This is a genomic window from Candidatus Rokuibacteriota bacterium, from assembly GCA_016209385.1.
Lineage (GTDB): Bacteria > Methylomirabilota > Methylomirabilia > Rokubacteriales > CSP1-6 > JACQWB01.
On record JACQWB010000295.1, the window covers coordinates 1 to 26,902 of the forward strand.

The 26,902-nt window shown below is 68.8% G+C and carries 32 protein-coding genes; 20 read left to right on the top strand and 12 right to left on the bottom strand.

Features of this window, described 5'->3' with window-relative positions; translation table 11 throughout:
* The 8 genes from HY726_22295 to HY726_22330 form a co-directional block, all read right to left on the bottom strand.
* A partial coding sequence (locus tag HY726_22295; protein MBI4611728.1) for a (4Fe-4S)-binding protein occupies positions 1 to 834 on the bottom strand: 834 nt, incomplete at its 3' end.
* 160 nt (positions 835 to 994) lie between these two features.
* Positions 995 to 2,080 (bottom strand): SIS domain-containing protein, encoded by a 1,086-nt coding sequence (locus HY726_22300; protein MBI4611729.1) that lies wholly within the window; start codon positions 2,078 to 2,080, stop codon positions 995 to 997.
* A gap of 26 nt (positions 2,081 to 2,106) precedes the next feature.
* Positions 2,107 to 3,093 (bottom strand): (Fe-S)-binding protein, encoded by a 987-nt coding sequence (locus tag HY726_22305; protein ID MBI4611730.1) that lies wholly within the window; start codon positions 3,091 to 3,093, stop codon positions 2,107 to 2,109.
* Between the two features lie 25 nt (positions 3,094 to 3,118).
* A complete protein-coding gene (gene pdxT / locus HY726_22310) occupies positions 3,119 to 3,700 on the bottom strand; it encodes a pyridoxal 5'-phosphate synthase glutaminase subunit PdxT (GenBank protein ID MBI4611731.1) in 582 nt (193 codons plus the stop codon).
* 253 nt (positions 3,701 to 3,953) lie between these two features.
* Entirely contained in the window at positions 3,954 to 4,835 is an 882-nt protein-coding gene (gene pdxS, locus HY726_22315; protein ID MBI4611732.1) for a pyridoxal 5'-phosphate synthase lyase subunit PdxS, read from the bottom strand.
* Between the two features lie 64 nt (positions 4,836 to 4,899).
* Positions 4,900 to 6,078, bottom strand: a complete 1,179-nt coding sequence (locus tag HY726_22320) for an aminotransferase class I/II-fold pyridoxal phosphate-dependent enzyme (GenBank protein MBI4611733.1) — start codon at positions 6,076 to 6,078, stop codon at positions 4,900 to 4,902.
* Between the two features lie 7 nt (positions 6,079 to 6,085).
* Positions 6,086 to 6,577, bottom strand: a complete 492-nt coding sequence (locus tag HY726_22325; GenBank protein ID MBI4611734.1) for an MOSC domain-containing protein — start codon at positions 6,575 to 6,577, stop codon at positions 6,086 to 6,088.
* A 55-nt stretch (positions 6,578 to 6,632) separates the two neighbouring features.
* Positions 6,633 to 8,159 (bottom strand): PLP-dependent aminotransferase family protein, encoded by a 1,527-nt coding sequence (locus HY726_22330; GenBank protein ID MBI4611735.1) that lies wholly within the window; start codon positions 8,157 to 8,159, stop codon positions 6,633 to 6,635.
* A 260-nt stretch (positions 8,160 to 8,419) separates the two neighbouring features.
* Between HY726_22330 and HY726_22335 the strand changes: the two genes are divergently transcribed.
* The 7 genes from HY726_22335 to HY726_22365 all read left to right on the top strand — a co-directional run bounded on the left by HY726_22335 (position 8,420) and on the right by HY726_22365 (position 13,126).
* A complete protein-coding gene (locus HY726_22335; GenBank protein MBI4611736.1) occupies positions 8,420 to 8,533 on the top strand; it encodes a carboxymuconolactone decarboxylase family protein in 114 nt (37 codons plus the stop codon).
* Complete coding sequence (locus HY726_22340; GenBank protein MBI4611737.1) at positions 8,534 to 8,716, top strand: hypothetical protein; 183 nt, start codon at positions 8,534 to 8,536, stop codon at positions 8,714 to 8,716.
* A 74-nt stretch (positions 8,717 to 8,790) separates the two neighbouring features.
* Positions 8,791 to 9,558, top strand: a complete 768-nt coding sequence (locus tag HY726_22345) for an SDR family oxidoreductase (GenBank protein ID MBI4611738.1) — start codon at positions 8,791 to 8,793, stop codon at positions 9,556 to 9,558.
* A gap of 15 nt (positions 9,559 to 9,573) precedes the next feature.
* Entirely contained in the window at positions 9,574 to 10,470 is an 897-nt protein-coding gene (locus tag HY726_22350; protein ID MBI4611739.1) for an acetamidase/formamidase family protein, read from the top strand.
* Positions 10,471 to 10,477: 7 nt separating this feature from the next.
* Positions 10,478 to 11,221 (top strand): ABC transporter ATP-binding protein, encoded by a 744-nt coding sequence (locus HY726_22355; GenBank protein MBI4611740.1) that lies wholly within the window; start codon positions 10,478 to 10,480, stop codon positions 11,219 to 11,221.
* Entirely contained in the window at positions 11,218 to 12,900 is a 1,683-nt protein-coding gene (locus tag HY726_22360) for a hypothetical protein (protein MBI4611741.1), read from the top strand. The genes HY726_22355 and HY726_22360 overlap by 4 nt, the downstream gene beginning before the upstream one ends.
* 40 nt (positions 12,901 to 12,940) lie before the next feature.
* The gene (locus tag HY726_22365) at positions 12,941 to 13,126 is read left to right on the top strand and encodes a hypothetical protein (GenBank protein MBI4611742.1); all 186 of its coding nucleotides are present in this window, start codon (positions 12,941 to 12,943) and stop codon (positions 13,124 to 13,126) included.
* Positions 13,127 to 13,190: 64 nt separating this feature from the next.
* On the opposite strand, the gene HY726_22370 is transcribed toward HY726_22365, so the two are convergent.
* From HY726_22370 to HY726_22385, 4 genes are all read right to left on the bottom strand, one after another.
* The gene (locus tag HY726_22370) at positions 13,191 to 13,511 is read right to left on the bottom strand and encodes a Smr/MutS family protein (protein MBI4611743.1); all 321 of its coding nucleotides are present in this window, start codon (positions 13,509 to 13,511) and stop codon (positions 13,191 to 13,193) included.
* A gap of 105 nt (positions 13,512 to 13,616) precedes the next feature.
* Positions 13,617 to 14,018, bottom strand: a complete 402-nt coding sequence (locus tag HY726_22375; GenBank protein MBI4611744.1) for a PCP reductase family protein — start codon at positions 14,016 to 14,018, stop codon at positions 13,617 to 13,619.
* Between the two features lie 50 nt (positions 14,019 to 14,068).
* Positions 14,069 to 15,442 (bottom strand): Asp-tRNA(Asn)/Glu-tRNA(Gln) amidotransferase subunit GatA, encoded by a 1,374-nt coding sequence (gatA, locus tag HY726_22380; GenBank protein MBI4611745.1) that lies wholly within the window; start codon positions 15,440 to 15,442, stop codon positions 14,069 to 14,071.
* 83 nt (positions 15,443 to 15,525) lie between these two features.
* Positions 15,526 to 15,705 (bottom strand): hypothetical protein, encoded by a 180-nt coding sequence (locus HY726_22385; protein MBI4611746.1) that lies wholly within the window; start codon positions 15,703 to 15,705, stop codon positions 15,526 to 15,528.
* A 205-nt stretch (positions 15,706 to 15,910) separates the two neighbouring features.
* Here HY726_22385 and HY726_22390 point away from each other — a divergent pair, with 205 nt between their 5' ends.
* From HY726_22390 to HY726_22450, 13 genes are all read left to right on the top strand, one after another.
* Positions 15,911 to 16,081, top strand: a complete 171-nt coding sequence (locus HY726_22390) for a hypothetical protein (GenBank protein MBI4611747.1) — start codon at positions 15,911 to 15,913, stop codon at positions 16,079 to 16,081.
* Positions 16,082 to 16,091: 10 nt separating this feature from the next.
* Positions 16,092 to 17,639, top strand: a complete 1,548-nt coding sequence (locus HY726_22395; GenBank protein ID MBI4611748.1) for an ABC transporter substrate-binding protein — start codon at positions 16,092 to 16,094, stop codon at positions 17,637 to 17,639.
* 23 nt (positions 17,640 to 17,662) lie between these two features.
* Positions 17,663 to 18,583, top strand: a complete 921-nt coding sequence (locus HY726_22400; protein ID MBI4611749.1) for an ABC transporter permease — start codon at positions 17,663 to 17,665, stop codon at positions 18,581 to 18,583.
* Positions 18,573 to 19,457 (top strand): ABC transporter permease, encoded by an 885-nt coding sequence (locus HY726_22405; protein ID MBI4611750.1) that lies wholly within the window; start codon positions 18,573 to 18,575, stop codon positions 19,455 to 19,457. The genes HY726_22400 and HY726_22405 overlap by 11 nt, the downstream gene beginning before the upstream one ends.
* Positions 19,458 to 19,484: 27 nt before the next feature.
* Positions 19,485 to 19,907: a hypothetical protein gene (locus HY726_22410; GenBank protein ID MBI4611751.1), complete on the top strand. Its 423-nt coding sequence runs from the start codon at positions 19,485 to 19,487 to the stop codon at positions 19,905 to 19,907.
* The gene (locus tag HY726_22415) at positions 19,904 to 20,875 is read left to right on the top strand and encodes an ABC transporter ATP-binding protein (protein MBI4611752.1); all 972 of its coding nucleotides are present in this window, start codon (positions 19,904 to 19,906) and stop codon (positions 20,873 to 20,875) included. The genes HY726_22410 and HY726_22415 overlap by 4 nt, the downstream gene beginning before the upstream one ends.
* A 76-nt stretch (positions 20,876 to 20,951) precedes the next feature.
* A complete protein-coding gene (locus HY726_22420; GenBank protein MBI4611753.1) occupies positions 20,952 to 21,635 on the top strand; it encodes an iron-containing redox enzyme family protein in 684 nt (227 codons plus the stop codon).
* Between the two features lie 66 nt (positions 21,636 to 21,701).
* A complete protein-coding gene (locus HY726_22425; protein ID MBI4611754.1) occupies positions 21,702 to 22,124 on the top strand; it encodes a heme-binding protein in 423 nt (140 codons plus the stop codon).
* 109 nt (positions 22,125 to 22,233) lie between these two features.
* Positions 22,234 to 22,647 (top strand): heme-binding protein, encoded by a 414-nt coding sequence (locus HY726_22430; protein ID MBI4611755.1) that lies wholly within the window; start codon positions 22,234 to 22,236, stop codon positions 22,645 to 22,647.
* Positions 22,648 to 22,660: 13 nt separating this feature from the next.
* The gene (locus HY726_22435; GenBank protein ID MBI4611756.1) at positions 22,661 to 22,951 is read left to right on the top strand and encodes a hypothetical protein; all 291 of its coding nucleotides are present in this window, start codon (positions 22,661 to 22,663) and stop codon (positions 22,949 to 22,951) included.
* Positions 22,952 to 22,981: 30 nt separating this feature from the next.
* A complete protein-coding gene (locus HY726_22440) occupies positions 22,982 to 24,340 on the top strand; it encodes a hypothetical protein (GenBank protein MBI4611757.1) in 1,359 nt (452 codons plus the stop codon).
* Entirely contained in the window at positions 24,337 to 25,908 is a 1,572-nt protein-coding gene (locus HY726_22445) for an ABC transporter substrate-binding protein (GenBank protein MBI4611758.1), read from the top strand. Before HY726_22440 ends, HY726_22445 begins: the two co-directional genes overlap by 4 nt.
* A gap of 16 nt (positions 25,909 to 25,924) precedes the next feature.
* Entirely contained in the window at positions 25,925 to 26,845 is a 921-nt protein-coding gene (locus HY726_22450; GenBank protein ID MBI4611759.1) for an ABC transporter permease, read from the top strand.
* Positions 26,846 to 26,902: the final 57 nt, after the last annotated feature.

Below are 26,902 nucleotides of genomic sequence, written 5' to 3' on the forward strand. Positions count from 1 at the left end.
CTTCACGCACGTGTCGAAGTCGATCACCGGCCGCATGGTGCGGGTGGAGAACTTCTTGAACACGGGGCTCCGGTCCGGCCGGTACCCCTTGCCGCCCTCGATCGGCTTCCCGATGGGGAGCGACGGGATCGACACGCCCTCGCGCATCTCCCACCACCGGGGCATCTCAAAAGAGTACGGAACTTCGGGGTTCCCCTCGGTGATCTTCACCGGCCGGCCGTCGATCCGCTCGTAGGCCTTCCGGGCGGACTCCACCTTCAGCTCCGAGCCCCACTCCGCCTCCTTGATGGCCTCCGCAACCGCATCGATCGTGAGGAACTGGGGCGCGATCTTCGCCAGCGCCCCAAGGATCCGCACCTCCGTGTGATCCTCCTTGTAGACCCAGAGGCCCGAGAACGAGGCCTTCCCCTGGAGGGTCCAGAGGAAGTAGGGAGCGTCCTTCTTGTGGATATCCTTCAGCAGCTCGCCGGCAGGCTGGGTGGAGGTAACGAGGAGATGGCCGTTGGGGAGGAGGAGCCGGTTGATCGGCTGAAGCCCATACCAGGCCCAGGACTCCACGCCCTTGCAGAGAGTGTCGTCCACGCAGATCGTGACGTGCAGCTCCTTGGGCTCGTAGCGCGCCATGTGCTGCTCCAGCTCTTCCTTCGTGTCCGCCACGATGGCGAAGTCCTTGGCAGGGACGCCGTTCCGCTGGGGGCTGTCCCCGTAGCGGCCGAAGGCAATCCCCCAGCGGCCGGACTTTCGAGCCGACAGCACGATGCCGCGTGTGATCCGGGACGCCAGGTTCTTTTGGAAGATGCCGCGATACACGACTTCGCAGATCAGATGGGCCATAAATCCCTCCCGTCACCCCGGTGTGTTGTCTGTTGGTCGGCTGGTCTGACCACATTATCCTGCAACAGGTCATACCTGTGTCAAGAGAAAAAATAAGCAGTTAAATCGAAATCTTACGCAACTGGATGCCTTCGAGGAGGCGAGCCGCTGAGTCCGCCGGCTAGAGCGAAAAGCTGGCGCGGGCTCGGCCGTGGGCGGGCTGGTCGCCCCGCATCGTGTCGGGGTTCGTCCCCCGTCGAACCGCCAGGTGATACGTAAAGAGCTGGAGGGGAACGACCGCCAGGATGGGAGTCAGCAGCTCGGGGATCGGCGGGAGCGCGATCGTCTCGGCGCAGAGCGCCGAAAGCTCCCGATCCCCCTCCTGCACGATCCCGACGACGGGTGCGCCCACCTCGCTCGCCGCGCGGGCGAGGGCGAGGCACCGCTCGTAGGAAGGGCCCGGCGGCGCGACCAGGAAGACCACGTCGCCGGCCTCCATCGCCGCCCAGGGGCCGTGCAGGACCTGCTCGCAGTTCATGCCGACGGTCGTCGCGTAATTGGCCTCGTTCATCTTGAGCGCAGCCTCGTAGGCGGTCGCCGTGTTCGGGCCGCCCCCGACGAAGTAGTAGCGGCGCCCCTGCGAAAAGCGCGCGGTCAGCTCCTCCCACGACTCCTGGCCGAGGAGGAACGCCATCTGGTCAGGGATCGCCTCGACGGCCGCCGCGACCTCGTCGCGACCCCCCAGCTCGGCGGCAAGCGCCACGAGGAGCGCCAGCGCCGTCGTGTAGCTGACCGTGTGGGCGGCCGAGCTCTCCTGCGCCACCGTGCTCAGCGTGTAGTCCGCGATCTTCAGGCCATCCCCGCTCCCGAGCCCGGTAATCACGACGCCGACACCGCCGCCGGCCTTCGTCTTCTGGAGCGCCTCGAGCGAAAAGCGCTTGGTCCCGCGGTGGCTCACGACGATGACGCCAGTCCTCGGGTCCGGGTCCGGCCAGTAGTTCTTGAACTCGAACGAGTGGAAGGCGCGGACGCGGTGGCCCAGCCGGCCAACCTGGGAGAGGAGCAGCTCCCCCACCAGACAGGCATGCCAGGAGGTGCCGATCCCCGAGAGGAAGACCCGTTCCATGCCCCTGAGGTGCGCGGCCGCGGCCCTCACGGTCTCGGCGTTGTTGCGCAGGACGAGCCGGATCGCGCCCGGCTGGGCATAGATCGCGTCGTACATGTAGAACGGGTGTCCGGGGCGGGGCGGCGGCGGGGTCCAGGCCATTGTCACTTCACGGCGAGCTCGCCAGGCTAGGACGGTGGGGAGTCTCCGGGGGCCACGGTCAAGGCGCGCGAGCCGAACGCCCGTTCCACGAGCTCGCGAGCCCGCGCCGGGTTGACGTCGTTCGCCAGCTGACAGGGCGTCATGTCGGCCAGGATCCGGTCGGGATCCTGCCACAAGCGATACTTCTTGTACTTATCCTCGAACTCGAGCCCGAGGCCACGGGCGAACACCGAGAGGTAATGCTCGATGGCGATCGGGTGGTGGGCCTCGAACCCGCAGATCAGCCGCTGGCAGCCGTGGTAGATCGTCGCCAGGGTATCCGCACCCGCCGCGCGGGCCCGATCGATTTCGTCCCGCACGAGGCCGTTCCAGGCCTCGAGGCCGAGCTGCTGCTGGACGGCGGGGGTGCAGATGCGCCCGAACCGCTCGGTCGGCTCGACTTCGACAGCGCGAAGCCCGGGAACCGCCTCGAGGAGCCGGCGCCCGGCGAGTCCCTCGCGGCGACGCGGTTCGCTCTGGGTGTGGTAGTGGAGGGCGACGCGGGCGCGCACCTCGCGCGAGAAGGTCAGCTCCGGCAGCCGCGCGACCAGGAACTCGGTCGCGTGGCGGACCGGGAACGGCATCTGGACCCGCTGGACCTCGTCATAGAAGTAGATGCACGACGGGCACCACATCACCACCTCTTCCGGCTCGAACCGCTTGAAGAGCTCGATCGTGTGGTGAGCCATCCCGCCCGCCGCCGCCGTGTCCCAGTGCTGGTGGTGGACGATCCCGCAGCAGTAGGTAGGGCCGCCGACGGCGACGTAATCCAACCCGAGCCGGTCGAAGATCGCGGTGATTGTCTGGACCATGTGCGACGTGCGGAGGACGTTGCAGCCGAGGTAGAGCACGATCCGGTGGTGCTCCGTGTCGCGCCCGGGGGCCGCCAGACGCCACGTGCGCTCGCCGGGAAGCGTCGTGAGGTCGTGCGTCATCGCGATCTCGCCGAAGTGCCCCTTGTAGTCGTACGGCATGACCCCTCCGCGACTCGAACGCAGCCTAGCTCCGGGACTCCTCCACCATCCCGCAGAAGTAGCGGTGGACGGTGGGGTCGTCGGTCAGCTCCGGGTGGAAGGTCGCGACCAGCACGGAGCCCTCCTGTGCCATGACACACTCGCCCTGATGGAAGGCGAGCGGCGTCACCGTCGGACCGACCCGGCAAATCCGCGGGGCGCGGATGAAGACCATCTTGACGGGTCGCCGCTGGCCGTCCAGCGTAGCCTCGCCCTCGGTCTCGAAGGACTCTCGCTGCCTCCCGTAGGCGTTGCGCTCGGTCGTCACGTCGATGAGGCCGAGCGAGGCCTGGTTCGGGTTCAGCACCTCGCGCGCCAGCACGATCAGGCCCGCGCAGGTCCCGAAGATCGGCCTGCCGGCGGCGTGAAACTTCTCGAGGGCGGGGACGAAGTCCCAGGCGTCCATGAGCTTGAGGAGCGTCGTGCTCTCGCCGCCCGGGACGATCAGGCCGTCGACGGCCTCGAGCTCGGCCGGCTTCCTCACCTCCACCGACTCGACGCCGATCCGCTCGAGCGCCTTCCGGTGAAGGCTGAAGTCGCCCTGAAGCGCCAGTACCCCGATCCGCATCGTCCCTCCTGATGATCTATTCGGGCCTCGCCTCGTGGCGGGCCTGCCTCCCGGCATGGCCGACGCCCCTCGGCTCGAACTGCGGTTCGAGCGCGGGCTTTGCCCGCAAGATCAACTCGGGCCTCGCCTCGTGGCTGTTACTTACTCGGGTCTCGCCTCGCCGCTGGCGCAGGCGATGAAGCTGCCTGCGCCGAAGCGCCTCGGCTCGAACTGCCACGCCTGCGGCTCGTCCGAAGCCCCTCGGCTCGAACGACTACCACCCGCGCGTCTGGAGCAGCTCCTTCTCGGCGAGCTTCGAGGTCTCGATCCCCGGCATCGCCTCCCCCAGCTCCTCGGACACCTTGGCCAGCACGTCGGGGTCCCGGTAATGGGTCGTCGCCTGGACGATGGCGCGCGCGCGGGCGGCGGGGTCCGAGGACTTGAAGATCCCTGAGCCGACGAACACCGCCTCGGCCCCGAGCTGCATCATGAGGGCGGCATCCGCGGGGGTGGCGATCCCGCCGGCGGCGAAGTTGGGAACCGGGAGCCGGCCGTTCTGGGCGACCCAGCGCAGCAGCTCGTACGGGGCGCCCAGCTCCTTGGCCTCCGTCATCAGCTCCTCGGGCCCCAGCGTGGTGAGCCGCTTGATGTGGCTCGTGACCTTCCTCATGTGGCGAACCGCTTCAACGATATTCCCCGAGCCCGCTTCCCCCTTGGTCCGGATCAGTGCGGCGCCCTCCCCGATGCGCCGCAACGCCTCGCCCAGGTCGCGGCAGCCGCAGACGAACGGGACCTTGAAGGCGAACTTGTCCACCTGGAAGTGCTCGTCGGCGGGGGTCAGCACCTCGGACTCGTCGATGTAGTCCACGCCGAGGGCTTCCAGGATCTGGGCCTCGACGAAGTGGCCGATCCGGCACTTGGCCATGACCGGAATCGTGACCGCGGCCATGATGTCCTTGATCTTCTTGACCGACGCCATCCGGGCGACCCCGCCCTGGGCCCGGATGTCAGCCGGCACACGCTCGAGGGCCATGACCGCCACGGCCCCTGCAGCCTCGGCGATCTTCGCCTGCTCCGCCGTGGTCACGTCCGTGATGACGCCGCCCTTCAGCATCTCGGCCAGCCCCACCTTTAACCGAAGCGTCCCGATCTCCATGTCGGCCTCCTCCTGTAACTCGGAGGGGGACTTTCGTCCCCCTTCCGAAATCTCGGTACAAACGCTAGGTCCGGGCGCGTTCGAGCGCGCCGGTCAGGTCCTCCATCAGGTCCTCCACGGCCTCGAGCCCGACGGACAGTCGCACGAGCCCCAGGCCGATGCCGAGACCCTCCAGCTCGGCTGGAGGGATGCGTCGATGAGAGGTCCGCAGCGGGTAGCTCCACGTCGTCGCCACCTCCCCGAAGCTGGGCGCGAACTCGATGAGCCTGAGACCGGTCATGAACCGCTCCACGGCGAGCGCCCCGCCCTTCAGGTCGAAGGCGCACATCGCACCCGCCCCGTTCTTGAAGAGCCGCTGGGCCAGCTCGTGCTGGGGATGCGAGGCGAGCCCCGGATAGTACACCCGCGCGACCTCGCGGCGCCCCTCGAGGAACCGGGCCAGCGCCAGGGCGTTGGCCGACTGGCGTTCGAGTCTCACGTGGAGCGTGCGGAGCCCGCGGGCCGCCAGCCACGCATCGAAGGGGCCCAGGTTGGTCCCGAACTTGATCATGGCCGCCCGCACCCGCTCCATCAGCTCCCCCCGCCCCACCGCGATCCCTGCCGTGACATCGCCATGGCCCGAGATGAACTTGGTGGCGCTGTGGTGGACGACCGTGGCCCCCAGGCTCAGCGGGCGGAGGATCGCCGGCGAGGCAAACGTCGAGTCCACGATCAGCTCGACGCCCCGGCGGCGGAGCTCGGCGCCGAGCGCCTCCAGGTCCACCAGCTTGAGGAGCGGGTTCGAGACCGACTCCGCGTACACCGCGCGGGTTCTCGGCGTGAGCGCCGCCAGGACCCGCGCCGGCTCCGTCGCGTCCACGAAGGCGGTCTCCACGCCGAAGCGGCGCAGTTCGTCGTTCAAGAACGCCGTGGTCGTACCGTACAGGTCCTGCGCCGCCACGAGATGATCGCCCGGGCGCAGGAGCCCGAGAAAGAGCGCGGTGAGGGCCCCCATTCCTGACGCGCACGCCACCGCAGCCTCGCCTCCCTCGAGCGCCGCCACCATGGTCTCCAGCATCGCCGTGTTGGGGCTGCCGTAACGGCCGTAGACGAAGCCCGGCTCCTTCCCCTCCCACACGGCCTCCACGGTCTCCATCGTCTCGAAGGCGTAGACGCTCGTCTGGTAGATCGGCGGCGTCAGCGGGCGGCTGGCCGACGTGAGGTCCCGCCCTCCTCGAGCCGCGATCGTCTCGAATCGCATCATGGTTTCCTCAGACCGGCTCGTGCTGCGGCTCCACCGAGTCGCCGACCCGGATCACCCCACCGGTCACGATCTCGGCCCGCAGGCCACCCCGGTGAATCAACCCCCGCATGATCCCTTTCTGCGTCAGCCCTTCGAGATGCGCGCAGGGTTCGCAGAGGCGAATGCCTTTCATGACGACCTCGCCGACTCGAAACTCCCGGCCGATCAGATGGTTGAGCGGCACCCCCCGGGTCACGATATTGCGACGGCTGTCCCCCGCCTTCAGCTGGAACGCGTAGTCACGGGTCAGGGCATCAATGGCCTCGACCTCGATCAGCGTGACCTCCCGGGCAGACGGAGCGCCCCCCGGTCCCGGCCTACCCGAATACGTTCCGACTCGCGTGAAATAGCGATCCCCCTCAAGTCCCTTCCCGGCCACCGCCCGCACTTCGCTGAGCGAGATCATGGGCTCGGCTGCCGCGGGAGCGGTGTGAAGAGAGACGACGACCCCTTTCCACATTTACGAGCCTCCGTTGAGGGTTGGCAGCGTCCGTGCGAGAGCCATGGGCCTCCTTTTAAACCAGCGGAACCCCGGCGCGCTCGGCCTCGCGCCGCACCGGGCGCCTCTGCATCTCACGGATCGCGTCGGCCAGCCGGCGCACGCCCTCGTCGATCCGGCTCGCCGGGACCGACGAGAAGGAGAGTCGGAGCGTGCTCTCGCCCCCGCCATCCAGGAAGAACGCGCTCCCCGGCGTGAACGCCACCCCCCGCTCCACGGCGCGCGGGAGCAGCGTCACGGCGTCCATCCTCTCCGGAAGCGTCACGAGCAGGGAGAAGCCGCCCTGGGTCCGGGTCCAGCTCACGCCTCTGGGCATCCGCCGGCCCAACGCGTCCAGGAGCAGCGTCCGGCGCCGATCGTACTCGGGCGCCGAGCGCCGGAGGTGACGCTCCAGCAGACGGCGCTGGCAGAAGTGATAGACGGCCGCCTGGATCAACGGGCTCGTGTGGATGTCGGCGAGTTGCTTGGCCGCCGTGAGGCGCTCGATCACCGGGGGCGGCGCCACCAGCCAGCCGAGGCGGAGCCCCGGGAACAGGATCTTGGAAAACGTGCCGATGTAGAGGACGAGCCCGTAGGGGTCGGCGGCCTTGAGCGGAGCCGGCGGCCGCTCCTCGTAGAAGAGGCTCCCGTCGAAGCCGTCCTCCACGACCGGGATCTGGTAGCGACCGGCCAGCTCGAGGAGCTGGCGCCGCGCCGACGCGGGCGTCGTCAGGCCCGTCGGGTTGTGGCCGGTCGGCTGACAGTAGAGGAGCTTGGGAGCATGGCGCTCCAGGACCCGTTCGAGGAGGTCCAGGCGGAGCCCGGCCTCGCTCATCGGAACCGGCAGGAACTGAGCCCCGAAAGAGCGGAAGGCCTGGATGGCCCGGGGATAGCTCGGCTGCTCGATCGCCACGAAGTCCCCCGGGTCGACGAGCGTCCGGGCGATCAGGTCGAACCCCTGCTGGGAGCCGTTGACGATCAAGATCTCCTCCGGGCGCGCCTCGACCCCGAAGCTCAGGAGGTAGGTCGCCAGGAAGCGCCGGAGCGGCGGGTAGCCGCCGGAGGGATAGTACTGGAGGAGCTCCGAGCCTTCCGTTCTGATCACCCGGTTCAGGACCCGGCGGAAGGCTTCGGTGGGAAAGAGCGTGCTGTCGGGCATCCCGCCGGCGAACGAGATCACGCCCGGCGCCGGGCGGGCCACCTGGTTGTAGAGGTCTCGCCGCCGCACGTCCGCGGCCACGAGCTGGGAGCCCTTGGAGAAGAGCCCCGACCAGTCGATCTTGGCGGGTGGCCTCGCCCCGGTTGGGGGGAGCGCGGCGCGGTGCCCACCTTCGGCGACGAAGGTCCCCTGCCCCACGTGGGCGCGAATGAGGCCCCGGGCCACCAGCTCCTCATAGGCCAGGGTCACCGTCGTCCGGTTCACGCCGAGCCGCTCGGCCAGCTCGCGGCTGGCCGGGAGCTTGACCCCCGGGGCCAGCAGGCCATCGGCGATCAGCCGCTCCAGGTGGGCCTGGATCTGCTGCCCGAGCGGGATCGGTCGCGACCGGTCGAGCCGGATCTCCATGCCGACCATTTGGAGCCATTGTAAGAATGTTTTGAGCATTGTAAAGAGCCAATTGGCGATCCGCGAAATCAGCCAGTGTCAGAGCGCCGGACCGGTGGACCCTCCCGCGGGTTCGCCGGGGAGCCGCCTCGGGTTCCATCCCCGCTCATCTGTCACGCCCCGCCGGGTTCGAACAGACCGACCCCACGGGCCGGCATCGAGTATAATTGGGGAGCCCGGATGGGCGGAGCACATCATCCACTCAAGAGGGAGGAGGCCCTATGGGAGCGATGAAGGAGTTCGCGGGCGTGTTCTACCAGGAGGGGGCGCTCGACCCCAAGACCACGCAGCTGGTCGCGCTGGCCGCCATGGCCGCGGCCGGCTGCACGTCCTGAGTGCCAGGACGCTTCGCGGCCGCGAAGCAGGCTGGCGCCAACGAGGACGAGATCATGGAGACCCTCTACTATGCGATGCGGGGAGCCGCCCGCGCGACCTGGAGCACGATCAAGCACATCGAGGGGATCGAAGACCTGAACAAGGCATACAAGACCACCTACGAGCGCGAGAACGGGAAGTAACCGGGTCCGCTCGCCACGTTCCCGCGGCCCCTCAGTCCCCTGAGGGGCCGCGGCGTTCGGAGGATTCCATGACGCTGGAGCTCGGGCTCAAGGGGAAGGTGGTCGTGATCACCGGCGGGAGCGAGGGGCTCGGGCGGGCCTGCGCCCTGAAGTTCGCCCAAGAAGGGGCGCGCGTCGCGCTCTGCGCGCGGCGGAAGGCGATCCTCGAGCAGACCGCGGAGCGGATCCGGAACGCGACAGGCGCCGATGTCCTGGCGGTGCCGGCCGACGTGACCAAGGCCGACCAGGTGGAGGCCTTCATCAGCCAGGTGATCGCCCGCTTCGGCCGGATCGACGTCCTCGTCAACAACGCGGGCACTTCCGCAGCCGGGGCCTTCGAGCAGGTGGACGACCGCGCCTGGCAGCAGGACCTGGACCTGAAGCTCATGGCCGCGGTCCGGTGCTGCCGGCTGGTCATCCCCCACATGCGCCGCCAGGGCGGCGGGCGCATCATCAACGTCACCACGGTGGGCGGCAAGGCTCCCGGAACTCGGGCGCTCCCGACCACCGTGACGCGCGCCGCCGGGATCAACCTGACCAAGTCGCTCGCCAACGAGTACGCGGCCGAGGGGATCCGGGTGAACACCGTCTGTCTCGGCCTGGTCAAGAGCGTGCAGTGGGAGCGGCGCGCCAAGGGTGACGTCGAGGCCTACTACCGGGAGGTGGGCAAGCGGGTGCCGCTCGGGCGCGTCGGCGAGGCGGAGGAGTTCGCCGACCTGGTGGCGTTCCTCGCCTCCGAGCGCGCCGGTTACATCACGGGCACCGCGATCAACTTCGACGGCGGCATGTCGGCGGTGGTGTAAGGGGGGAAGGACGCGGTGAAGCACCTCAAGCCCGATCGCGAGATGTACCTGATGGACGCCCAGCCGGACACGCGCCCGGCGCTCAGCGTCGCGTCGGGGGAAGTCGTCGTCGTGGAGGTGAGCGAGGCCTTCCTCGGCGTGCGCGACCCCTCGCGCTTTCCCACGCCCTTCACCGAGGAGGCGGTGGGCCACCCGCTGGGGAAGATCACCGGGCCGATCTTCGTCGAAGGCGCCGGGCCAGGCGACTCCCTCCGCGTGGAGCTCCTCGCCATGGAGGTGGGGCAGGAGGGGGTAACGGCCATCATGAAGAACTATGGGCTCCTCCCGAAGGATTTCCCGGGCCCCGCCCTCCGGGTCTCCCCGATCCGGGACGGGGTGATCTACTTCGGCGACATCCGGATCCCCGTGCGCCCATCGCTCGGCACGCTCTCCACGATGCCCGAGGTCCTCGACCACTTCGGCTACGCAGGGCCCCACGGCGGCGACCTCGACCAGAACGAGCTGAGGCCCGGCACCGTCTGCCACCTCCCGGTGTTCGTCCGGGGCGGTCTCCTCTTTCTGGCCGACCCGCACGCGATCATCGGTGACGGGATCACCTGTGGGACCGGGCTCGAGTGCGATGCGACGGTGACGCTCCGGGTCACGGTGGAGCGACCCGCGTTCCTGGACCGGCCGGTGATCGAGACCGCCGACGCCCTCCAGGTGGTCGGCACCGCCCCCACGCTGGAGGAGGCGATGCGCGACGCTGCCCGGGCGGCCATCCGCTACCTCACGCGCGCCACGCGGCTTTCCGCCGAGGCCGCGTACATGCTCTGCTCGCTGATCGGCGACTTCAAGATCGGGACCTCCCCGCGCCCCGTCATGGCCGTCCGGCTCGTGCTCCCCAAGGCGATCCTCACCCAGGCCGGGTGAAGGGGCGATGGCCGAGCCCCGCCTGTCGCTGGATCATCTCTCCAAGCGCTTCGGATCCCGCCTCGCCGTGGACGACCTCTCGCTCCGGGTTGAGCCCGGCGAGATCTACGGCCTCATCGGCCCCAACGGCTCGGGCAAGACCACCACGGTCAAGATGGTCACCGGCCTCTACCGTCCGAGCGCGGGGCGGATCGTCATCGACGGGATCGACCTGTCCCGCGCTCCGGAGGCGGCCAAGCGGCGCGTCGGCTACATTCCCGACGAGCCCTTCGTCTACGAGAAGATGTCCGGGCGCGAGTTCCTGCACCTGGTCGGCGAGTTGTACCGAGTGCCGCGCCCGGAGCGCGGCCGGAGGATCGAGGAGTTCCTCGCCCTCTACCCGATCGGCGAAATCGTGGACCAGTACGTGGAGACCTACTCCCGCGGCAACCGGCAGAAGGTCGCGATCATGGCGAGCCTGCTCCACGCGCCGAGCCTCCTGATCGTGGACGAGCCCATCGTCGGGCTCGACCCGGAAAGCTCGATCCGGACGCGGGAGCTGCTGAAGCGCTTCGCCACGGACGGCGGCGCGATCCTGCTCTGCACCCACTCGCTCGCCTTCGCCGAGACAGTCTGCGATCGGGTCGGCCTGCTCCGCGACGGACGCCTGATCCGGGACGGCACTCTGTCCGGGCTGCGCGCGCAGGCCGGGCTGCCGGGCGCGTCCCTGGAAGCGCTCTACCTGCACTTCACCAACTCCCACCCCCGATGAGGCTCTTCCTGCTGCTCCTCACCCGGCGCCTGACCCTGGCGCGAAAGATCCTCCGGGACCGGGAGGGAGCCAAGGTGGCGGTGATGGGGGCCTTCGTCGCGCTCTTCACCGCGGTCATGGCCGCCGAGTACGAGGTCTTCCTGCGGACCTTCACCTTCATCACGCGCGAGCTCGGGCGCGCGGCTCCGGCGCTCACGCTCTACACCCTCGAGAGCTTCCTCGTCCTGGTCTGGCTCGTCGCGCTGCTGAGCTTCGTGGTCTCCGGGCTCTGGATCTTCTACCGCGCCGCCGACACCCCACTCCTCCTCGCCACCCCGCTCCCGCTGACGGCGCTCTACTGGCTGCGGGCCGCGCAGACATTCGGGCTCACGTCGTGGGCCTTCGTCATCCTCGGGATGCCGGCGGTTCTGGCGCTCGGAGTGAGCTATGGGACGAGCGCCGACTACTACGTGCTGGCTCTCGCGGTCCTGGTTCTGTTCATGGCGTTAACCGGCGGGACGGGCGCGCTGCTCACGGCTCTCGCCGGAGCCGCCTTCCGTCGGCTCAGGACGCGCACCAGCATCGCCCTGGCCGCCATCCTGGTCCTCGGGAGCTTCGCCCTCCTCGTCGGTCGAAACGTCGTGCCGTCCACCACGGACTTTACAATGATCTTCGATCCCGGGATGCTGAACGGCAAGCCGCAGTCCATCAAGTTCATCGAGGCGCGCTTCAGCTTCTGGCCGAGCCACCCGTTCGCCGTCGCCCTCTTCGTGAGCGCGACCGGCCAGCCCGCCGGCTCGGGAGCCACCCGGCTGGCCCTCTGGCTGGCCCCGCTGGTCGTGCTGGCCGGAGCCGCGCTCCCCGGGCGGTGGCTCTACCGCCGCACGCTGCCGATGGTGACCGAGGGGCTCGTCTTCTCCGCCGGCTCGGAAACGACGGCGATCCCGACGGGCCAGGGCCTCTTCCCCCGCGTTCTCCGTGGCCCGATCGGCTCCCTGGTCGAGCGCGACCTCCTCCGGCTCTGGCGGAGCCCTCGCGAGCTTGGGCAGGCAGCCTTCCTCCTTTTCCTCCTCGCCCTCTACATCGCCTTTCTCTTCGTGGCCCCGGTCCGCGAGGTGGCGGAGAAGCACGAGACAGTGGCGCGCCTCCTGCTGCTCAACCTGGTGGCCGCCGGCTATTTCCTGACCGCCTTCGGCCTCCGCTTTGTCTTCCCGAGCCTCTCGCTGGAGGGGCAGGCAGCGTGGGTGCTCTTTTCGAGCCCGGTCCGGCCGTTCCAGCTCTTTCTGGGGAAGCTCGCCCTCTACGCCGCTCTGCTCCTCGTGCTGGTCGGCAGCATCGCCCTGGCCGGCACGCTGAGGCTGAGCCCGTCGTTCTCCCACCTGGGGGCCCTCGCCTTCCTCTTCGGGCTGGTGACCATCACGACGGTGGCGGTCTCCCTCGCGTTCGGCGCCGTCTGGCCCAACTTCAGGGAGGCGAACCCCGAGAGCCTGAGCACCAACGCGGGAGGACTCGCGACCACCTTCCTCTGCCTGGGGTACGTATCGCTGGTGGGATGGCTCGCCCAGCGCTCGGCGCTCGCGATCTTCGACGGACGCTCGCCCGCAGGCCCCCTACTCCTCGCCCTGGCCGTGTCGGTCGCGATCGTCGGCGGTGCGGTCGAAGCTGCCCGCCGGAAGCTCGCGCGCATCGAGGTGGTGTGAGTCGAACGGGAGTTGGCACAATACGTGAGAGAGGTGACCTATGGCCGCTGGCGAAGCGCCGATCAAGCAGGCGGTGAAGTGGATCGACGAGCAGCTCCGCGACAACCCCAAGGCGGATCGCGTCAGGTTGGTGGACGAGGCGAGCCGGCGGTTCGACCTGACGCCGCTGGACACCGACTTCCTCTTCCGCCACCTCGCCGAGCGGGCAAAGGGGGAGAAGGGATAAGGATCGAAGCGGGACGGGTCATCGCGTTCACCGACCGGCACCTGGTGCTCAGGGCGGCGAAAGCCTAGGGGCGCGTCGGAGTAATGCCCTGCGGGCGCAGCACCACGACCGTCGCACCCCAGCCCCCGCGCTCGGGCGGCGCGTCGAAGAACTCCGCGACCAGCGGATGGCCGGCCAGGAGCGACTGGACAATCGCCCGCTGCACCCCCTTCCCTCTGCCGTGGATCAGCCGCACCTCGGAAAAGCCGCGGCGGCACGCCTCGCGCAGGTACTCGTCCACCACAGAGCGAACCTCGCGCGGCGTGAAGGTATGGAGGTCGAGGAAGTCCTCGATCGGCAGCTCGACCGGTTCCCCGGCGTCAGGCGTGTCGGGATCGTCAGGCAAACGACCCAGCCAGCGCCGCGGTCGGTCTCAGAGCGCGGGGCCCGCCATCAGGTGCTTCTGCCAGTGCTGAAAGCTCAGGAGATCCTCCCCTGACAGCTTGCACTGTCAGAAGGTCGCCGCGCGCTCGAAGAAGGCGACGTCCACCAGCTTGACGCCTTCCGCCCTGGCGGCCTCGGCGACCTTCTGAGTCACCATCTGGCGGACGAAGGGGATCGGGATGCGCCCCAGACGGTGGACGACCTCCTCGGTGCAGCGGATCCGGGTCCCCGGAAGCACCGGTCCCTCTGCCGTCGCGGCGTCCGGGACGTGCTCGCAGGTCTCCGGGACGAGCTGGGTCAGGCGGAGCGACACGTAGTCGGTCACCCAGCTCTCGATCGCCTCCTTGCTGGCCTCGGCGTTGAGCTGGGTTCGCCCGAGCTGTTCGCTCACGCTCTGGAGGAGGGCCTCGAGGCGGGCGAGACGGGACTCGAGCGCGCCGAGCCGCTGATCAAGCGCGTCGGAATCCATGGGCGCATCCTATCACATACCGCCGGGACCGAACCAGGCACGCACGCCGGTCACTCGACAGGAGGCCGCCGGGTGTGCCAGTCGGTAGCGCGCTGGTACGCATCGGCCACGCGGAGGACGGCGGCCTCGTCGAACGGGCGCCCGGCAATCTGCATCCCGATCGGGAGGCCCGCCGCGGTGAACCCGCAGGGGATGGCGCAGGCCGGATGTCCGGAGAGGTTGAAGATCCGGGTGAAGCGGGTCAGGCTCGAGCGGACATCGTACTTCTCTTGCTCGATCGTCACCTCGGTCTGGCCCACCGGGGTCGCCACGATGGGTGTCGCAGGCGCGATCAGGACGTCGAGCTTCCCCAGGAGCGCGTCCACCTCGTTCCGGATCATGGCGCGCATCTGCTGCCCCCTCAGGTACTGGGTCGCCGACACGAACGCACCGACCCGCAGGCGATCGCGGACGTCAGCGGCATAGTCGTCGGGGCGGGACCTCATCCACGCCTCGTGGTAGGCCAGCGCCTCCGGAGAGATGATGGCGAAGGACGCCGCGAGGGCGTGCGCGGCGGTGGTCAGGGTCACCTCCTCCACTCTGGCTCCCAGCCCTTCCAGCAGTTTCACCGCCTGCTCGACAGCCTGGCGGAGCGCGCCGCCGGCGGACTCCAGGAAGAACGCGCGCAGCAGCCCCACGCGGAGTCCTTTCGTGTCGCCGGTGAGCGCCCCCGCGTAATCCGGGACCGGCAGCACGCTCGAGGAGGGATCGCGGGGATCGTAGCCGGCCATCGCCCCGAGCATCAGCGCCGAGTCGGCCGCCGTCCGCGTCATCGGCCCCACATGATCCAGCGACCAGGCCAGCGGGAGCACGCCGGCCCGGCTCACGCGGCCGTAGGTCGGCTTGAGCCCCGTGATCCCGCAGAGCGCGGCCGGGATGCGGATCGAGCCGCCGGTGTCGGAGCCGAGCGCGCCCGCACAGAGCCCCGCCGCGACCGCGACCCCCGAGCCCGAGGAGGAGCCTCCCGCGATCCGATGGGTGCGGGGGTCCCACGGGTTCCACGCATCCCCGTAGTGGACGTTGAGGCCTTCGGGGCCGTAGGCGAACTCGTGCATGTTGAGCTTGCCGAGGACGATGGCGCCCGCCTGCTTCAGCCGGGTGACGACGGTGGCGTCTTCACCGGGGACCCACTGGCCGAGGATTTTCGAGCCTCCCGTCGTCCGGATGCCCTGGGTAGCGTAGAGGTCTTTGAGGCCGATGGGGACGCCGTGAAGCCGGCCCAGGGACTCACCGTTCATGATCGCGGCCTCGGCCGCCTTCGCCGCGGCGAGGGCCTCGTCTCGGCAGACGGTGATATAGGCCTTCAGCTTGCCGTCCAGCGCCTCGATCCGGTCCAGGTAGGCCTGGACCACTTCCACGGAAGAGACCTCCTTGGCCGCGATCATCCGGGCCAGCTCCGTGATTGGCTTCCACACCAGCTCCCTCACCTTCGCCTCCCGTGCCCCTCCACTCTTGAAGGGGGTCAGAATCAGAACATCCGGTACTGGATCGCCGGCTCGATCTCCTGCGGGACGACCGCCGCCAGCTTCTCGACCAGAGCGAGGCCGCGCTCCACCAGCGGCCTGATCCGCTCGAGGTCCTCGTCCGCCCAGGCGTAGCCCTGGAGGCTCGCCACGTCTCGCATGCGCTCGGCCGTGAACGGTTCCATGGAGCGTCCTCTCCCCTCGCCGGCTTGGATGCCCGGAAGAATAGCGGTTCTCCCCCGGCCCGGTCAAGCAAGGCCGGTGGCTCAAGCCATTGACAAGGCAAGCGGGCAGGGATAATCATGAAGCACTTTCCCGCCCGTTCCGACCTGTCCTCTCTGGCTCGAGGCCTGCCCGGCTCGGTCGTGGGCGAGGAAGGAGGGCACAACGATGCGGCCGAAGCGCTTTGGCCCGAACACCTTCTGGGCCGCTATCCTTGCCTGCGCGCTGGCCGTCACCTTGCCGGCGCCGATACCCGCCCCCGCGGCCCCGGAAGGGCAGTTGACCTGGGGCCACGCCTACTCGGCGCCGTACGAGGACCTGAAACTCAAAGCCAAGTGAGGGATCGCACATGACTGAACGGACTCGCTCGCTCCGCATTCTCGCTCTGGCTCTCCTCCTCGCGTGGACCGGCCCGGTCGGGATTCCCGGCGCGGGGGCGGCGCCCGAGGGGCAGATGACCTGGGGGGTCCACACCTCGCTCGCCCCCACCTGGTTCGACCCCGCCGAGACCCCCGGAATCATCACGCCGTTCATGGTCCTCTACGCGCTGCACGACGCAGTGGTGAAACCGATGCCCGGCAAGCCGATCGCGCCCGCGTTGGCGGAGTCCTGGACCGTCTCGCCCGACGCGCTGACGTACGAGTTCGCTCTCCGCAAGGGGGTGAAGTTCCACAACGGCGACCCCCTCACGGCCGAGGACGTCAAGTTCTCCTTCGAGCGCTACCGGGGCACCGCCGCGAAGACGCTCAAGGAACGGGTCGCCGCCGTGGAGACTCCCGACCCGGGCCGTGTCCGCTTCCGGCTCAAGCAGCCCTGGCCCGATTTCCTGACCTTCTACGCGACCGCCACCGGCGCCGGTTGGATCGTCCCCAGAAAGTACGTCGAGAAGGTAGGCGACGACGGGTACAAGAAGCACCCGATCGGCGCCGGCCCGTACAAGTTCGTCTCGTTCACGCCGGGCGTCGAGCTGGTCTTCGAGGCCTTCGACCAGTACTGGCGCAAGGCGCCGGGCGTGAAGCGCCTCGTCTTCAAGGTGATCCCGGACGAGTCCACGCGCCTGGCTGCCCTCAAGCGCGGCGAAGTCGACGTCGTCTACTCGATCCGCGGCGCGCTCGCCGAGGAGCTGCGCCGCACGGCCGGACTCACGCTCAAGCCCACCATCATCCCAGCGCCGTTCTGGATCTACTTCGCCGACCAGTGGGACGCGAAGTCGCCGTGGCACGACAAGCGAGTGCGCCTGGCCGCCAACTACGCGATCGACCGGACCGCGATCAACCAGGCCGAGACCCTCGGGTTCTCCAAGATCACCTGGAGCATCATCCCTTCGAGCTTCGACTTCTACTGGCAGCCGCCGGCGTACCCGCACGATCCGGCGAAGGCCAGACAGCTCCTTGCCGAGGCCGGCTACCCCAACGGCTTCGACGCGGGCGAGTACTACTGCGACGTCGCCTACGCCAACCTGGGCGAGGCCGCGGTCCACTACCTCCAGGCGGTCGGGATCCGGGTCAAGCTGCGGCCGCTCGAGCGCGCGGCCTTCTTCAAGGGGTTCGCGGAGAAGAAGCACCGGAACCTGATCCAGGGCGCCAGCGGCGCCTTCGGCAACGCCGCGACCCGCCTCGAGGCCTTCGTCGTCACCGGCGGCACCTACGTGTACGGCAGCTATGCCGACCTGGATGGGCTCTTCCGCGAGCAGGCGGCCGAGCTGGACCGCAAGAAGCGCGAGGCTGTCCTCAACCGGATCCAGCAGCTCGTCCACGAGAAGGCGATGTTCGCGCATCTGTGGGAACTGGCGTTCCTCAACGGCGTGGGGTCGCGCGTGGAGGAGTCGGGGCTCGGTCTCATCGCCGGCCACGCCTACTCGGCGCCCTACGAGGACGTGAAGCTCAAAGGGAAGTGAGGCACTGAGGGGGCGCGCAGGGCGTGAAGCAGTACATCGTCAAGCGGCTCGGCTACTCGCTGCTCTCGCTCTTTCTCCTCTCGCTCACCATCTTCCTCTTCGCCAGGCTGACCGGCGACCCCGTGGTGCTGCTCGTCGAGCCCGGGGCCAGCCAGGAGGACATCGACGCGATCCGGACACAGTTCGGCCTTGACCGGCCGCTCGTGGTCCAGTACGGGAACTTCCTCGAGAGCCTGATCCGGGGCGACTTCGGCAAGTCCTTCTACTACCGGACGCCGGTCCTCGAGCTGTACCTGTCGCGGCTCCCCAACTCGCTCCTCCTGGCGCTGGCGGCGATGGCGTTCTCGCTGCTGATCGGCATCCCGACGGGCATCCTGGCGGCGGTGCGGGTGAACCGCTGGTGGGACAGCGCGGGGAAGGTCTTTGCGCTGCTCGGGCTCTCGCTCCCGTCGTTCTGGGTGGGGCTCCTCCTGATCCTCTTCTTTTCCGTCTACCTGGGATGGCTCCCCTCCTCGGGCTCCGGCACGCCGCTCCACGTCGTGATGCCGGCCTTTGCCCTGGGCTGGTACTTCGCGGCGGCCCACATGCGGCTCACACGCTCGTCAATGCTCGAGGTCTTGGGCTCCGAGTACGTGAAGCTGGCGCGGTTGAAGGGGCTCCCCGAGGCGCTCGTGATCGCCAAGCATGCCTTCAAGAACGCCCTGATCCCGGTGCTGACGCTGGCGGGAATCAACCTGGTCATCATGGTGAACGTGGCGGTGGTCGTCGAGACCGTCTTCGCGTGGCCCGGCATCGGCCGGCTGCTCTACGAGGGGATCGCCTTCCGCGACTTCCCGATCGTCCAGGCGACGGTGCTCCTGGGCGGCGCCATGATCGTCGTCGTGAACCTCCTGGTGGACATCCTCTACGCCGCCATCGACCCGAGGATCCGCTATGAACGGTAGCCGAGCGGCCACGCTCACGCTCGCCTGGCGCTTCGCGTCCTTTCGCGTCGAAGGCTTTCCGGTCATCCCAATCGCCATCATCGCGACCATCGCGCTGCTCGCCATCTTCGCCGACGTGCTCGCCCCGCACAACCCTGAGGTGGGAAACCTGGGCGAGCGCTTCCGCCCGCCGGCCTGGCAGGCCGGGGGAAGCGAGAGGTACCTCCTCGGGACCGATCATCTCGGCCGCGATGTGCTCTCGCGCCTCATCTACGGGGCGCGGGTCTCGATGGTGGTGGGCTTCACCGCCGTGATCTTCGCGGGCATTCTCGGAACGGCGCTCGGGATCCTGTCAGGCTACCTCGGGGGTTGGGTGGACCAGGCTATCATGCGCATCACCGACACCTGGCTCGCGCTGCCCGCGCTCAGCTTCGCCATCTTCCTCGCTGCCATCGTCGGCCCCAGCGAGATGAACATCATCATCATCCTGGGCGCGGTCTACTGGACGCGCTACGCCCGGGTCATCCGCGGGGAGGTCCTCTCCATGAAGGAGCGCGACTTCGTCCGCCTCGCCGTGGTGGCCGGCTGCTCCAGGGGAACGATCATGCGGCGCCACATCCTCCCCAACGTCCTGAATTCCGCCGTCGTCCTGGGGACGCTGATGCTGGGCGTCGTGATCGTCGCCGAGGCGTCTCTCTCCTTCCTCGGGGTCGGGGTGCCTCCCCCCAAGCCCGCCTGGGGGCTCATGCTCGCCGACGGCAAGAAGGGCCTGATGGCCGGCTACTGGTGGCTCACGGTGCTCCCCGGCTGCTGCATCATGCTGATGGTGCTCTCGGCCAACCTCCTCGGCGACTGGCTCCGGGTCAAGCTGGACCCTCAGCTCCGCCAGCTGTGAGCGCGGCGTGCGGTCTGGGAGGCGGGCGTGGCGGTCGCCCTGCTGCTCGTCGCGATCTTCCTCGCGGGGTGCGGGACCGAGGACCGGGAGGCCCACGGCCGGCGCGTGGCCGAGGGTTACCTCCAGGCGGTCAAGGCGAACGACCTGGACGGGGCCATCACCTACTTCGCGCCGGGCTATCTTGAAACGCGGAATCCCCAGGTGCTGAAGCAGGACATCCAGATCATCACGGCGCGGCTCGGGGACCTGCGCTCGTACCGGCTCACGGCGGCCCGCTCGCGGACCGGTTTCGTCCCGCCCGAGACCGGCGCCTTCGTCAGCCTCCAGTACGAGGTGCACTACGCCAGGCATGCGGCCGAGGAGCGTTTCACCATCCAGAAGCCGTTCGGCCGCGGCGAGTATAAAATCGTGGGTCACAGCATCGTCTCGGAGGGGTTTGCGCGGGAATGAGCCGCCTGCTCGAGGTCAGGGACCTCTGCACACACTACGTGAGCGCCCGCGGCGCCCGGGTGACGCGGGCGGTCCACGGGGTCTCGCTCGCGCTCGAGACCGGGGAAACGCTCGGCATCGTGGGAGAGTCCGGCTCCGGGAAGACGACCCTCGCGCTTTCGATCCTGCGTCTCCTCCCGCCGGCGGGCCGGATCGTGCGGGGGGAGGTCAGGTTCGAGGGCGAAGACCTGCTGGCCAAGCCCGACGCCGAGATGCGCCGGATCCGGGGGAAGCGCATCGCCATGATCCTCCAGGACCCCATGGCTTCGCTGAACCCGCTCTTCACGGTCGGCGACCAGGTGGCCGAGCCCATCCGCGTCCACGAGAAAGCGGGCCGGAACGGGGCCTGGGCCAAGGCCCAGGAGTTGCTGCGGGCGGTGCGGATCCCCGCGCCCGAGGTGCGCGTGCGCGAGTATCCCCACCAGATGTCGGGGGGAATGCGCCAGCGGATCGTGGGCGCCATCGCGATCTCGTGCGAGCCACGCCTCCTGATTGCCGACGAGCCGACGACGAGCCTGTACCTGACGATCCAGGCCCAGTACCTGAACCTGCTGCGCGAGCTCCAGCGCGCGCACCGGCTCGCGCTGATCTTCATCACCCTCAACCTCGGCATCGTGGCCAAGATGTGCGACCGGGTGGCGGTGATGTACGCGGGACGCATCGTCGAGGCGGGACCCGTCCGCCGGATCTTCAACGACCCCGCCCACCCGTACACTCAGGCCCTGCTCGACTCCATCCCCCGGCTCGGCGATCCGCGCCAGCGCCTCACCGCGATCGACGGCCAGCCTCCCGACCTCGCCGCGCTCCCGCCGGGCTGCCCCTACCATCCCCGCTGCCCGAAGGTGATGGAGCGCTGCCGCGAAGAGGATCCGCCCGAGCTCAGCGTCGGCGAGGGCCAGGCGACGCGCTGCTGGCTCGCCGGCTCCTGAAGGGTTTGACGGAGGCGGTCTCTAGATGGTGGACGGAGGCAGTCGCAACTGACCCGATACCCGAGGGAGGGCCCGAATGAGTGAGCACAGCGCCTTTCGATCCGCCCTGGAGGCCGCGGTCAACGCCCGGCACAGCCGGCTCAACCCCTTCACCGAAAAGTGGGTCAAGGGAGAGCTCACGCGGGTCCAGCTCGGATCCTGGGCCGCGCAGCACTACCAGTACGTCTCCCAGTTCCCGCGCTGGTGCGCGGCGGTGTACGCCGAGTGCCCCGATCCGGACGCCCGCGACTTCCTGCTCGAGAACATCGTCGAGGAGGAATCCGGGACCAAGCACGTGGACCTGCTGATCCGGTTCGCCGAGGCCTGTGGCCTGACCCGGTCCGAAGTGGAGAACGCGAAACAGCTCCCCACGACCCGGGCCCTCACGGCCTGGTGTTACGAGATGTCCCACCGGCGGTTCCACGTGGCGGCCGCGGGCCTCCTGGTCGGGCTCGAGTCGCAGGTGCCCGGGATCTACCGGCGCAACCTGCCGCCGCTCAAGACCCACTACGGCTTCACCGACCACGAGGTCGAGTTCTTCTCGGTCCACATCGTGGCCGACGAGGTGCACGGCGAGCGCGGGTACCAGATCGTGGAGCAACACTGCACCACGCCCGAACGGCAGGCCGAGGCGCGCGAGGCGGTCCGACAGGCCACCGAGATGCGCTGGCAGTACATGAGCGGCCTCTACCGCGCCTACGTCCTCAAGGAAGAGCTGTGAGCTTCCTCGGAGGGGGGCTCCGCCCCGACCCTGACACTGAGTTGATTTGATCGGAGGGTCAGCCTGATGCCACTCACGCTCAAGAAGGCCGTCGAGTGTATCGAGAAAGGGATCGCCAAGGCGCGCGAGCTAGGCTTCAACGTCGCGATCGCGGTGGTGGACGACGCCGGGCACCTCGTGGCCTCGCACCGGATGGACGGGGCCTTCTGGGTGACGCCGGAGATCGCTCGGGCCAAGGCCAATGCGACCGTCGCCTTCCGCGCGACCACCCTGGCGCTGGAGGAGCGGTTCGCCACCCGCCAGCTCTTCGCCGGAAACGTGGCGGCCCTGGGGGCGTACCAGTTCGTGTTCGGCAAGGGAGGGGTCCCGATCGTGGAGGACGGCCGGATCATCGGTGGGATCGGCGTCAGCGGGGCGGTCCCGGCAGAGAACGACCATGCAATCGCCGACGCCGCCGCCGGCCATCCGGTCATCCCTAAGAGCCATTAACGTTCTGACTCCCAAAGGAGGAAGCGCCATGACCGCACGACGCATCGCCTTGCTTGCCCTCTCGCTCGTCCTCTCCTTCGTCCTGGCCGGCCCCGCCTCCGCCCAGCTCATGGACAAGAAGGCCCTCACGCTGGAGGCGGCGAAGAAGATCGCCGCGGCGGCCGAGGCCGAAGCGATGAAGAACAACTGGCGCGTCGTCATTGCCATCGTGGACGACGGCGGCCACCTGACCTACCTCCAGCGGATCGACGAGACCCAGACCGGCAGCATTCGCGTGGCCATCGAGAAGGCCCGCACGGCGGTGGCCTACAAGCGGCCGACCAAGGTCTTCGAGGACCTCGTGGCCGGCGGCCGGAACGTGATCCTCAGCCTCCCCGGCGCGATGCCGATCGAGGGCGGGCTGCCGCTCGTCGTGGACGGGAAGGTCGTCGGCGCGATCGGCGTCAGCGGGGTCACCGCGCAGCAGGACGGGATCATCGCCAAAGCTGGTGTGGACGCCTTCGGCAAGCTGCTCGGGCGATAGGGAGGGATCCGACATGCGCCTGGAAGTCCTGAACCCGCAGGCCCAGACCGTCGAGCAGACAGTCAAGGCCGCCCACAGGCCGAGCGACCTCACGGGGAAACGGATCGGCCTCTACTGGAACCTCAAGGCGGGGGGCGACCACGCGCTGACCCGGGCCGCGGAGCTCCTGAGCCAGCGCGTTCCGGGCGCCGCCTTCTCCCGCTACTGGGGCGAGGTCGGGAGCCTCTTCCGCATGGCCACGGCGGCCGACGTCGAGCGGATCGCCGCCGACTGCGATGCGGTCATCGGCACCACGAGCGACTGAGGGTCGTGCACGTCGTGGCTTGTCCACGACATGGTTGAGCTGGAGAAGGCGGGGGTCCCGACCGTCTCGTTCACGGCGGAGGCCTTCGCCCGCGACGCGCGGCGGAGCGCCCAGGCCTTCGGGCTCCCTGCCCTGCCCATCGCGGTGGTCCCACTCCCCTTCACCAATCAGACGCCGGACGAGATCCGACGTGCTGTCGATGGCTGCATCGACCGGGTGATCGAGGCCCTCACCACGCCCCCGACCCTCACCGTCGAGACGCCGGCCGCCGGCGCGCCCGCCGAGAGCCTCAGCGTGGACGGGACCGACGCCCTGGATGTCCTGGACCGGATGACCCGTCTCTTCCTCGAGCGCGGCTGGAGCGACGGCTTCCCGCTCGTCCCGCCGACTCCCGACGGGGTGGAGCGCATGCTCCGTGGGACCCGCCGCGCCCGCGACGAGGTGGTGGCGGTTCTCGAGCCCGGCTTCGGCGTCGCCACCGTCGAGAAGATCGCGATCAACTGCGTGATGGCCGGCTGCCTTCCTGAGCATCTCCCGGTGCTGATCGCCGCGGTCCAGGCCGTCGCCGAGCCCACGTTCTTCCTCCGGATCGCGGCGATGTCCACGGGCCCCCACGCCCCGCTCATCCTGGTCAACGGCCCGCTCGCGCGGGAGCTCGGCATCAACTCGGGGCGCGGCGCCCTCGGCCCCGGCTCTCAGAACCGGGCGAATGTGGTGATCGGTCGGGCGCTCCGCTTGATCTACATGAACGTCGGCCAGGCCTATCCGGGCGTCATGGACATGGACACGATCGGATCGGCCAACAAGTTCAGCCTCTGCCTGGCGGAGAACGAGGACGCCAACCCGTGGAGCCCGTTCCACGTCGAGCGCGGCTACGACCGCGACACGAGCGCGGTGACGGTCATCACCGTGTACGCCCAGTCCGACGTCTTCGACTTCTTCAACACGACCCCCGAGGGAATCCTCAACACGGTGGCGAGCGCCGCCGCCAACATCGCCGTCGCCTCCACGGGGCGGTGGCTCGAGGGGAGCTGGGCCGACCCGAAGACCAAGGTCAAGATCCTGGACCGGAACCTGCTCCTCCTCTGCCCTGAGCACGCGGCCATCATCGCCAAGCACGGCTGGTCCAAGGCCGATGTCCGCGACTACCTTTACCGCCACGCCACGCTCCCGTTCCGCGTCCTGCGCTCCAACCGCGAGCCCTCCACGCTGATCGCCGGCCGCCCCGACCTCCAGTGGCTCACCCAGCATCCGGACCTGCCCCTGCCCCTGGTGGAGCTGCCTGAGTGCTACGAGATCGCCGTGGTCGGAGGGGCGGCAGGACGGAGCATGTACTTCTACGGGGCCCACGAGGCCATCACGAAACCAATCGAAAGGAGCAAGCCATGAAGCCAGCGCTCAGGTTCGCGGCCTCACTCCTGGTCGTGTCGCTCCTCGTCGCCGGCCCCGCCTGGGGACAGGCCAGGCCCTCCGGCGAGCTGACCATCGCGCTCTCGAGCTTCTCGACCGAGATCCTGGATCCCGTGCTCGGCGGCCATATCGTCAAGTTCTACCTCTCGCTGATCTTCGACTACCTGGTCGGCGTCACCCCGGACGGCCAGCCCTCGAAGGACAACGGGGTCGCCAGTCGCTGGGAGGCCTCCCCCGACCACAAGCGCTGGACCTTCCACCTCCGCAAGGGGATCAGGTTCCACAACGGCGACGCCCTGACCGCCGACGACGTCAAGTTCAGCCTGCTGCGCGCCATGGGCAAGCGCTCCACGACCGGGTACGCCGGCCCGCTCCGCGCGCTGGTCCAGGACATCGAGACCCCGGCCCCCGACCGGGTCGTGATCGTGACCAAGGAGCCCACGCTCATCATCCCGCCCTACCTCTCGCGCGTCCTCTCCACCGAAGGGATGATCCTCTCGAAGAAGTACCTGGAGGCCAAGGGCGATGACCACTTCGCCCGCGCGCCGATCGGGAGCGGCCCGTACCGCTTCGTCGAGCAGGTCACCGGCTCCCACGTCAAGCTGGAAGCCGTCGAGGGCCACTGGCGGCTCGGCACGCCCAAGTTCAAGACCGTGACGTTCAGGCTCATCCCCGAGGAGACGACGCGGGTCGCCATCCTCCGCCGCGGCGAGGCCGACATCATCGAGATCAGCCGCGACCGGGTCAAGGAGGTCGAGCGCGGCGGCTTCCCGATCTTCATGCGGAAGGACGACTCGCTCCTCCAGATGTGGTGGGTCCAGCCGTGGGAGAATACCCCGGTGAAGGACAGACGGGTCCGGGAAGCCCTCAATATCTCCATCGACCGGAAGGAGCTGGCCGCCACGATCTTCGGCGGCATGGCGGACCCGGGCGCCATCCCCTTCGGGCTCTCCTGGGCCTTCCCCGACGTGAACTTCAAGATGACCGCCGATGTCGCGTATCCCTACGACCCCGCGCGGGCGAAGAAGCTCCTGGCTGAGGCCGGCTACGGGGGAGGCTTCCCGATCGAGTTCTACGCCTTCCAGCTCCCGGGCCTCCCCGAGGGCAAGGCGATGGCCGAGGCTGTCGCGGGCTACTGGCAGAAGATCGGAGTCCAGCCGAAGCTCGTCCCTGTGGACTACGGCGCCTTCAGGAAGAAGTGGCTCGACCAGTCGATCCCGGGCGCTGTGGGCTACTACAACATGGCCAACCGCGACTGGATCGGCACCTACGCGCTGATCGAAAAGATGGCCTACACCCCGTCCAAGACGACGACCACGAAAGACCCTGAGATTGACGGCATGGTGCGGGAGGTGCTCCGCCAGACCGACCGCGAGAAGATCAACACGCTCATGCGGAACATCTTCCTCAGGCTCCGGAGCGAGCACTTGGGGGGGCCGCTGGTGTACCTCCATACCCCGTACGCCGCGTCGAAGAAGATCACGAAGTGGAATCCAGGGTCTGTCATGTACGACCTGAACATCGACGAGCTGGTGACGGCCAGGTGATCGTGCGACCCTGCGCATGCGGCGCTTCATCCTGACGCGCCTCGTTCAGTCGCTGGTGGCCCTGGCGATCCTGTCCGTCGTCGTCTTCGCGCTCGCCAGGGCCACCGGCGACCCCCTCCACCTGATCCTGCCGATGGTCGCCACCGAGGAGGACTACGCCAACGCGCGGCGCTACCTCGGCCTGGACCGGCCGCTCCACCTTCAGTACGTGAAGTTCGTCACCAACGCGGTGACGGGTGACTTCGGCATATCGCTCAGGGCGCGCCGTCCCGTCACCGACCTGATCAAGGAGCGCCTCCCGAACTCGCTCAAGCTGGCGGCCTTCTCGATGGCGGTGAGCATGCTCCTCGCCTTCCCCCTCGGGGTGATGGCGGCCGTCAGGAAGGACACGCGCACGGATCGGACTGCCCAGGTGATCGCCGCGCTCGGGCAGTCGCTCCCGACGTTCTGGGTGGGGATCGTGCTGATCGAAGTCGTGGCGGGGCGGCTCCAGTGGCTCCCGGCGGGAGGAACGGGAAGCCTGGCCCACTACATCCTCCCCGGCTTCACGCTCGGGTGGTTCGTCGTGGCGGGCATGATGCGCCTCCTGCGCTCCGGCATGCTCGACGTCCTGGACGCCGAGTACGTGAAGATGGCGCGCGTCAAGGGCGTCGCCGAGCGCTGGGTGATCTGGCAGCACGCGCTGAAGAATGCGCTGATCCCGGTCGTGACATTCGCCGGGATCTACTTCGCCATTCTGGTCACGACCGCCATCGTGGTCGAGACCGTCTTCGCCTGGCCCGGCATCGGCCGGCTCGCCTACGAGGCGATCACGTCGCGGGACTTCCCGGTGATCCAGGCCGTGGTGTTGCTGACAGCCGCGATCGTGGCGACCGTCAACCTCCTCGTGGATTGCCTCTATGCGTTCATCGACCCCCGCATCCGCTATGCGAGCTAATGACTCCCCTCTCCCTCACCGGGAGTGGGTAAGGGTGAGGGTGTGACGACACGGGAC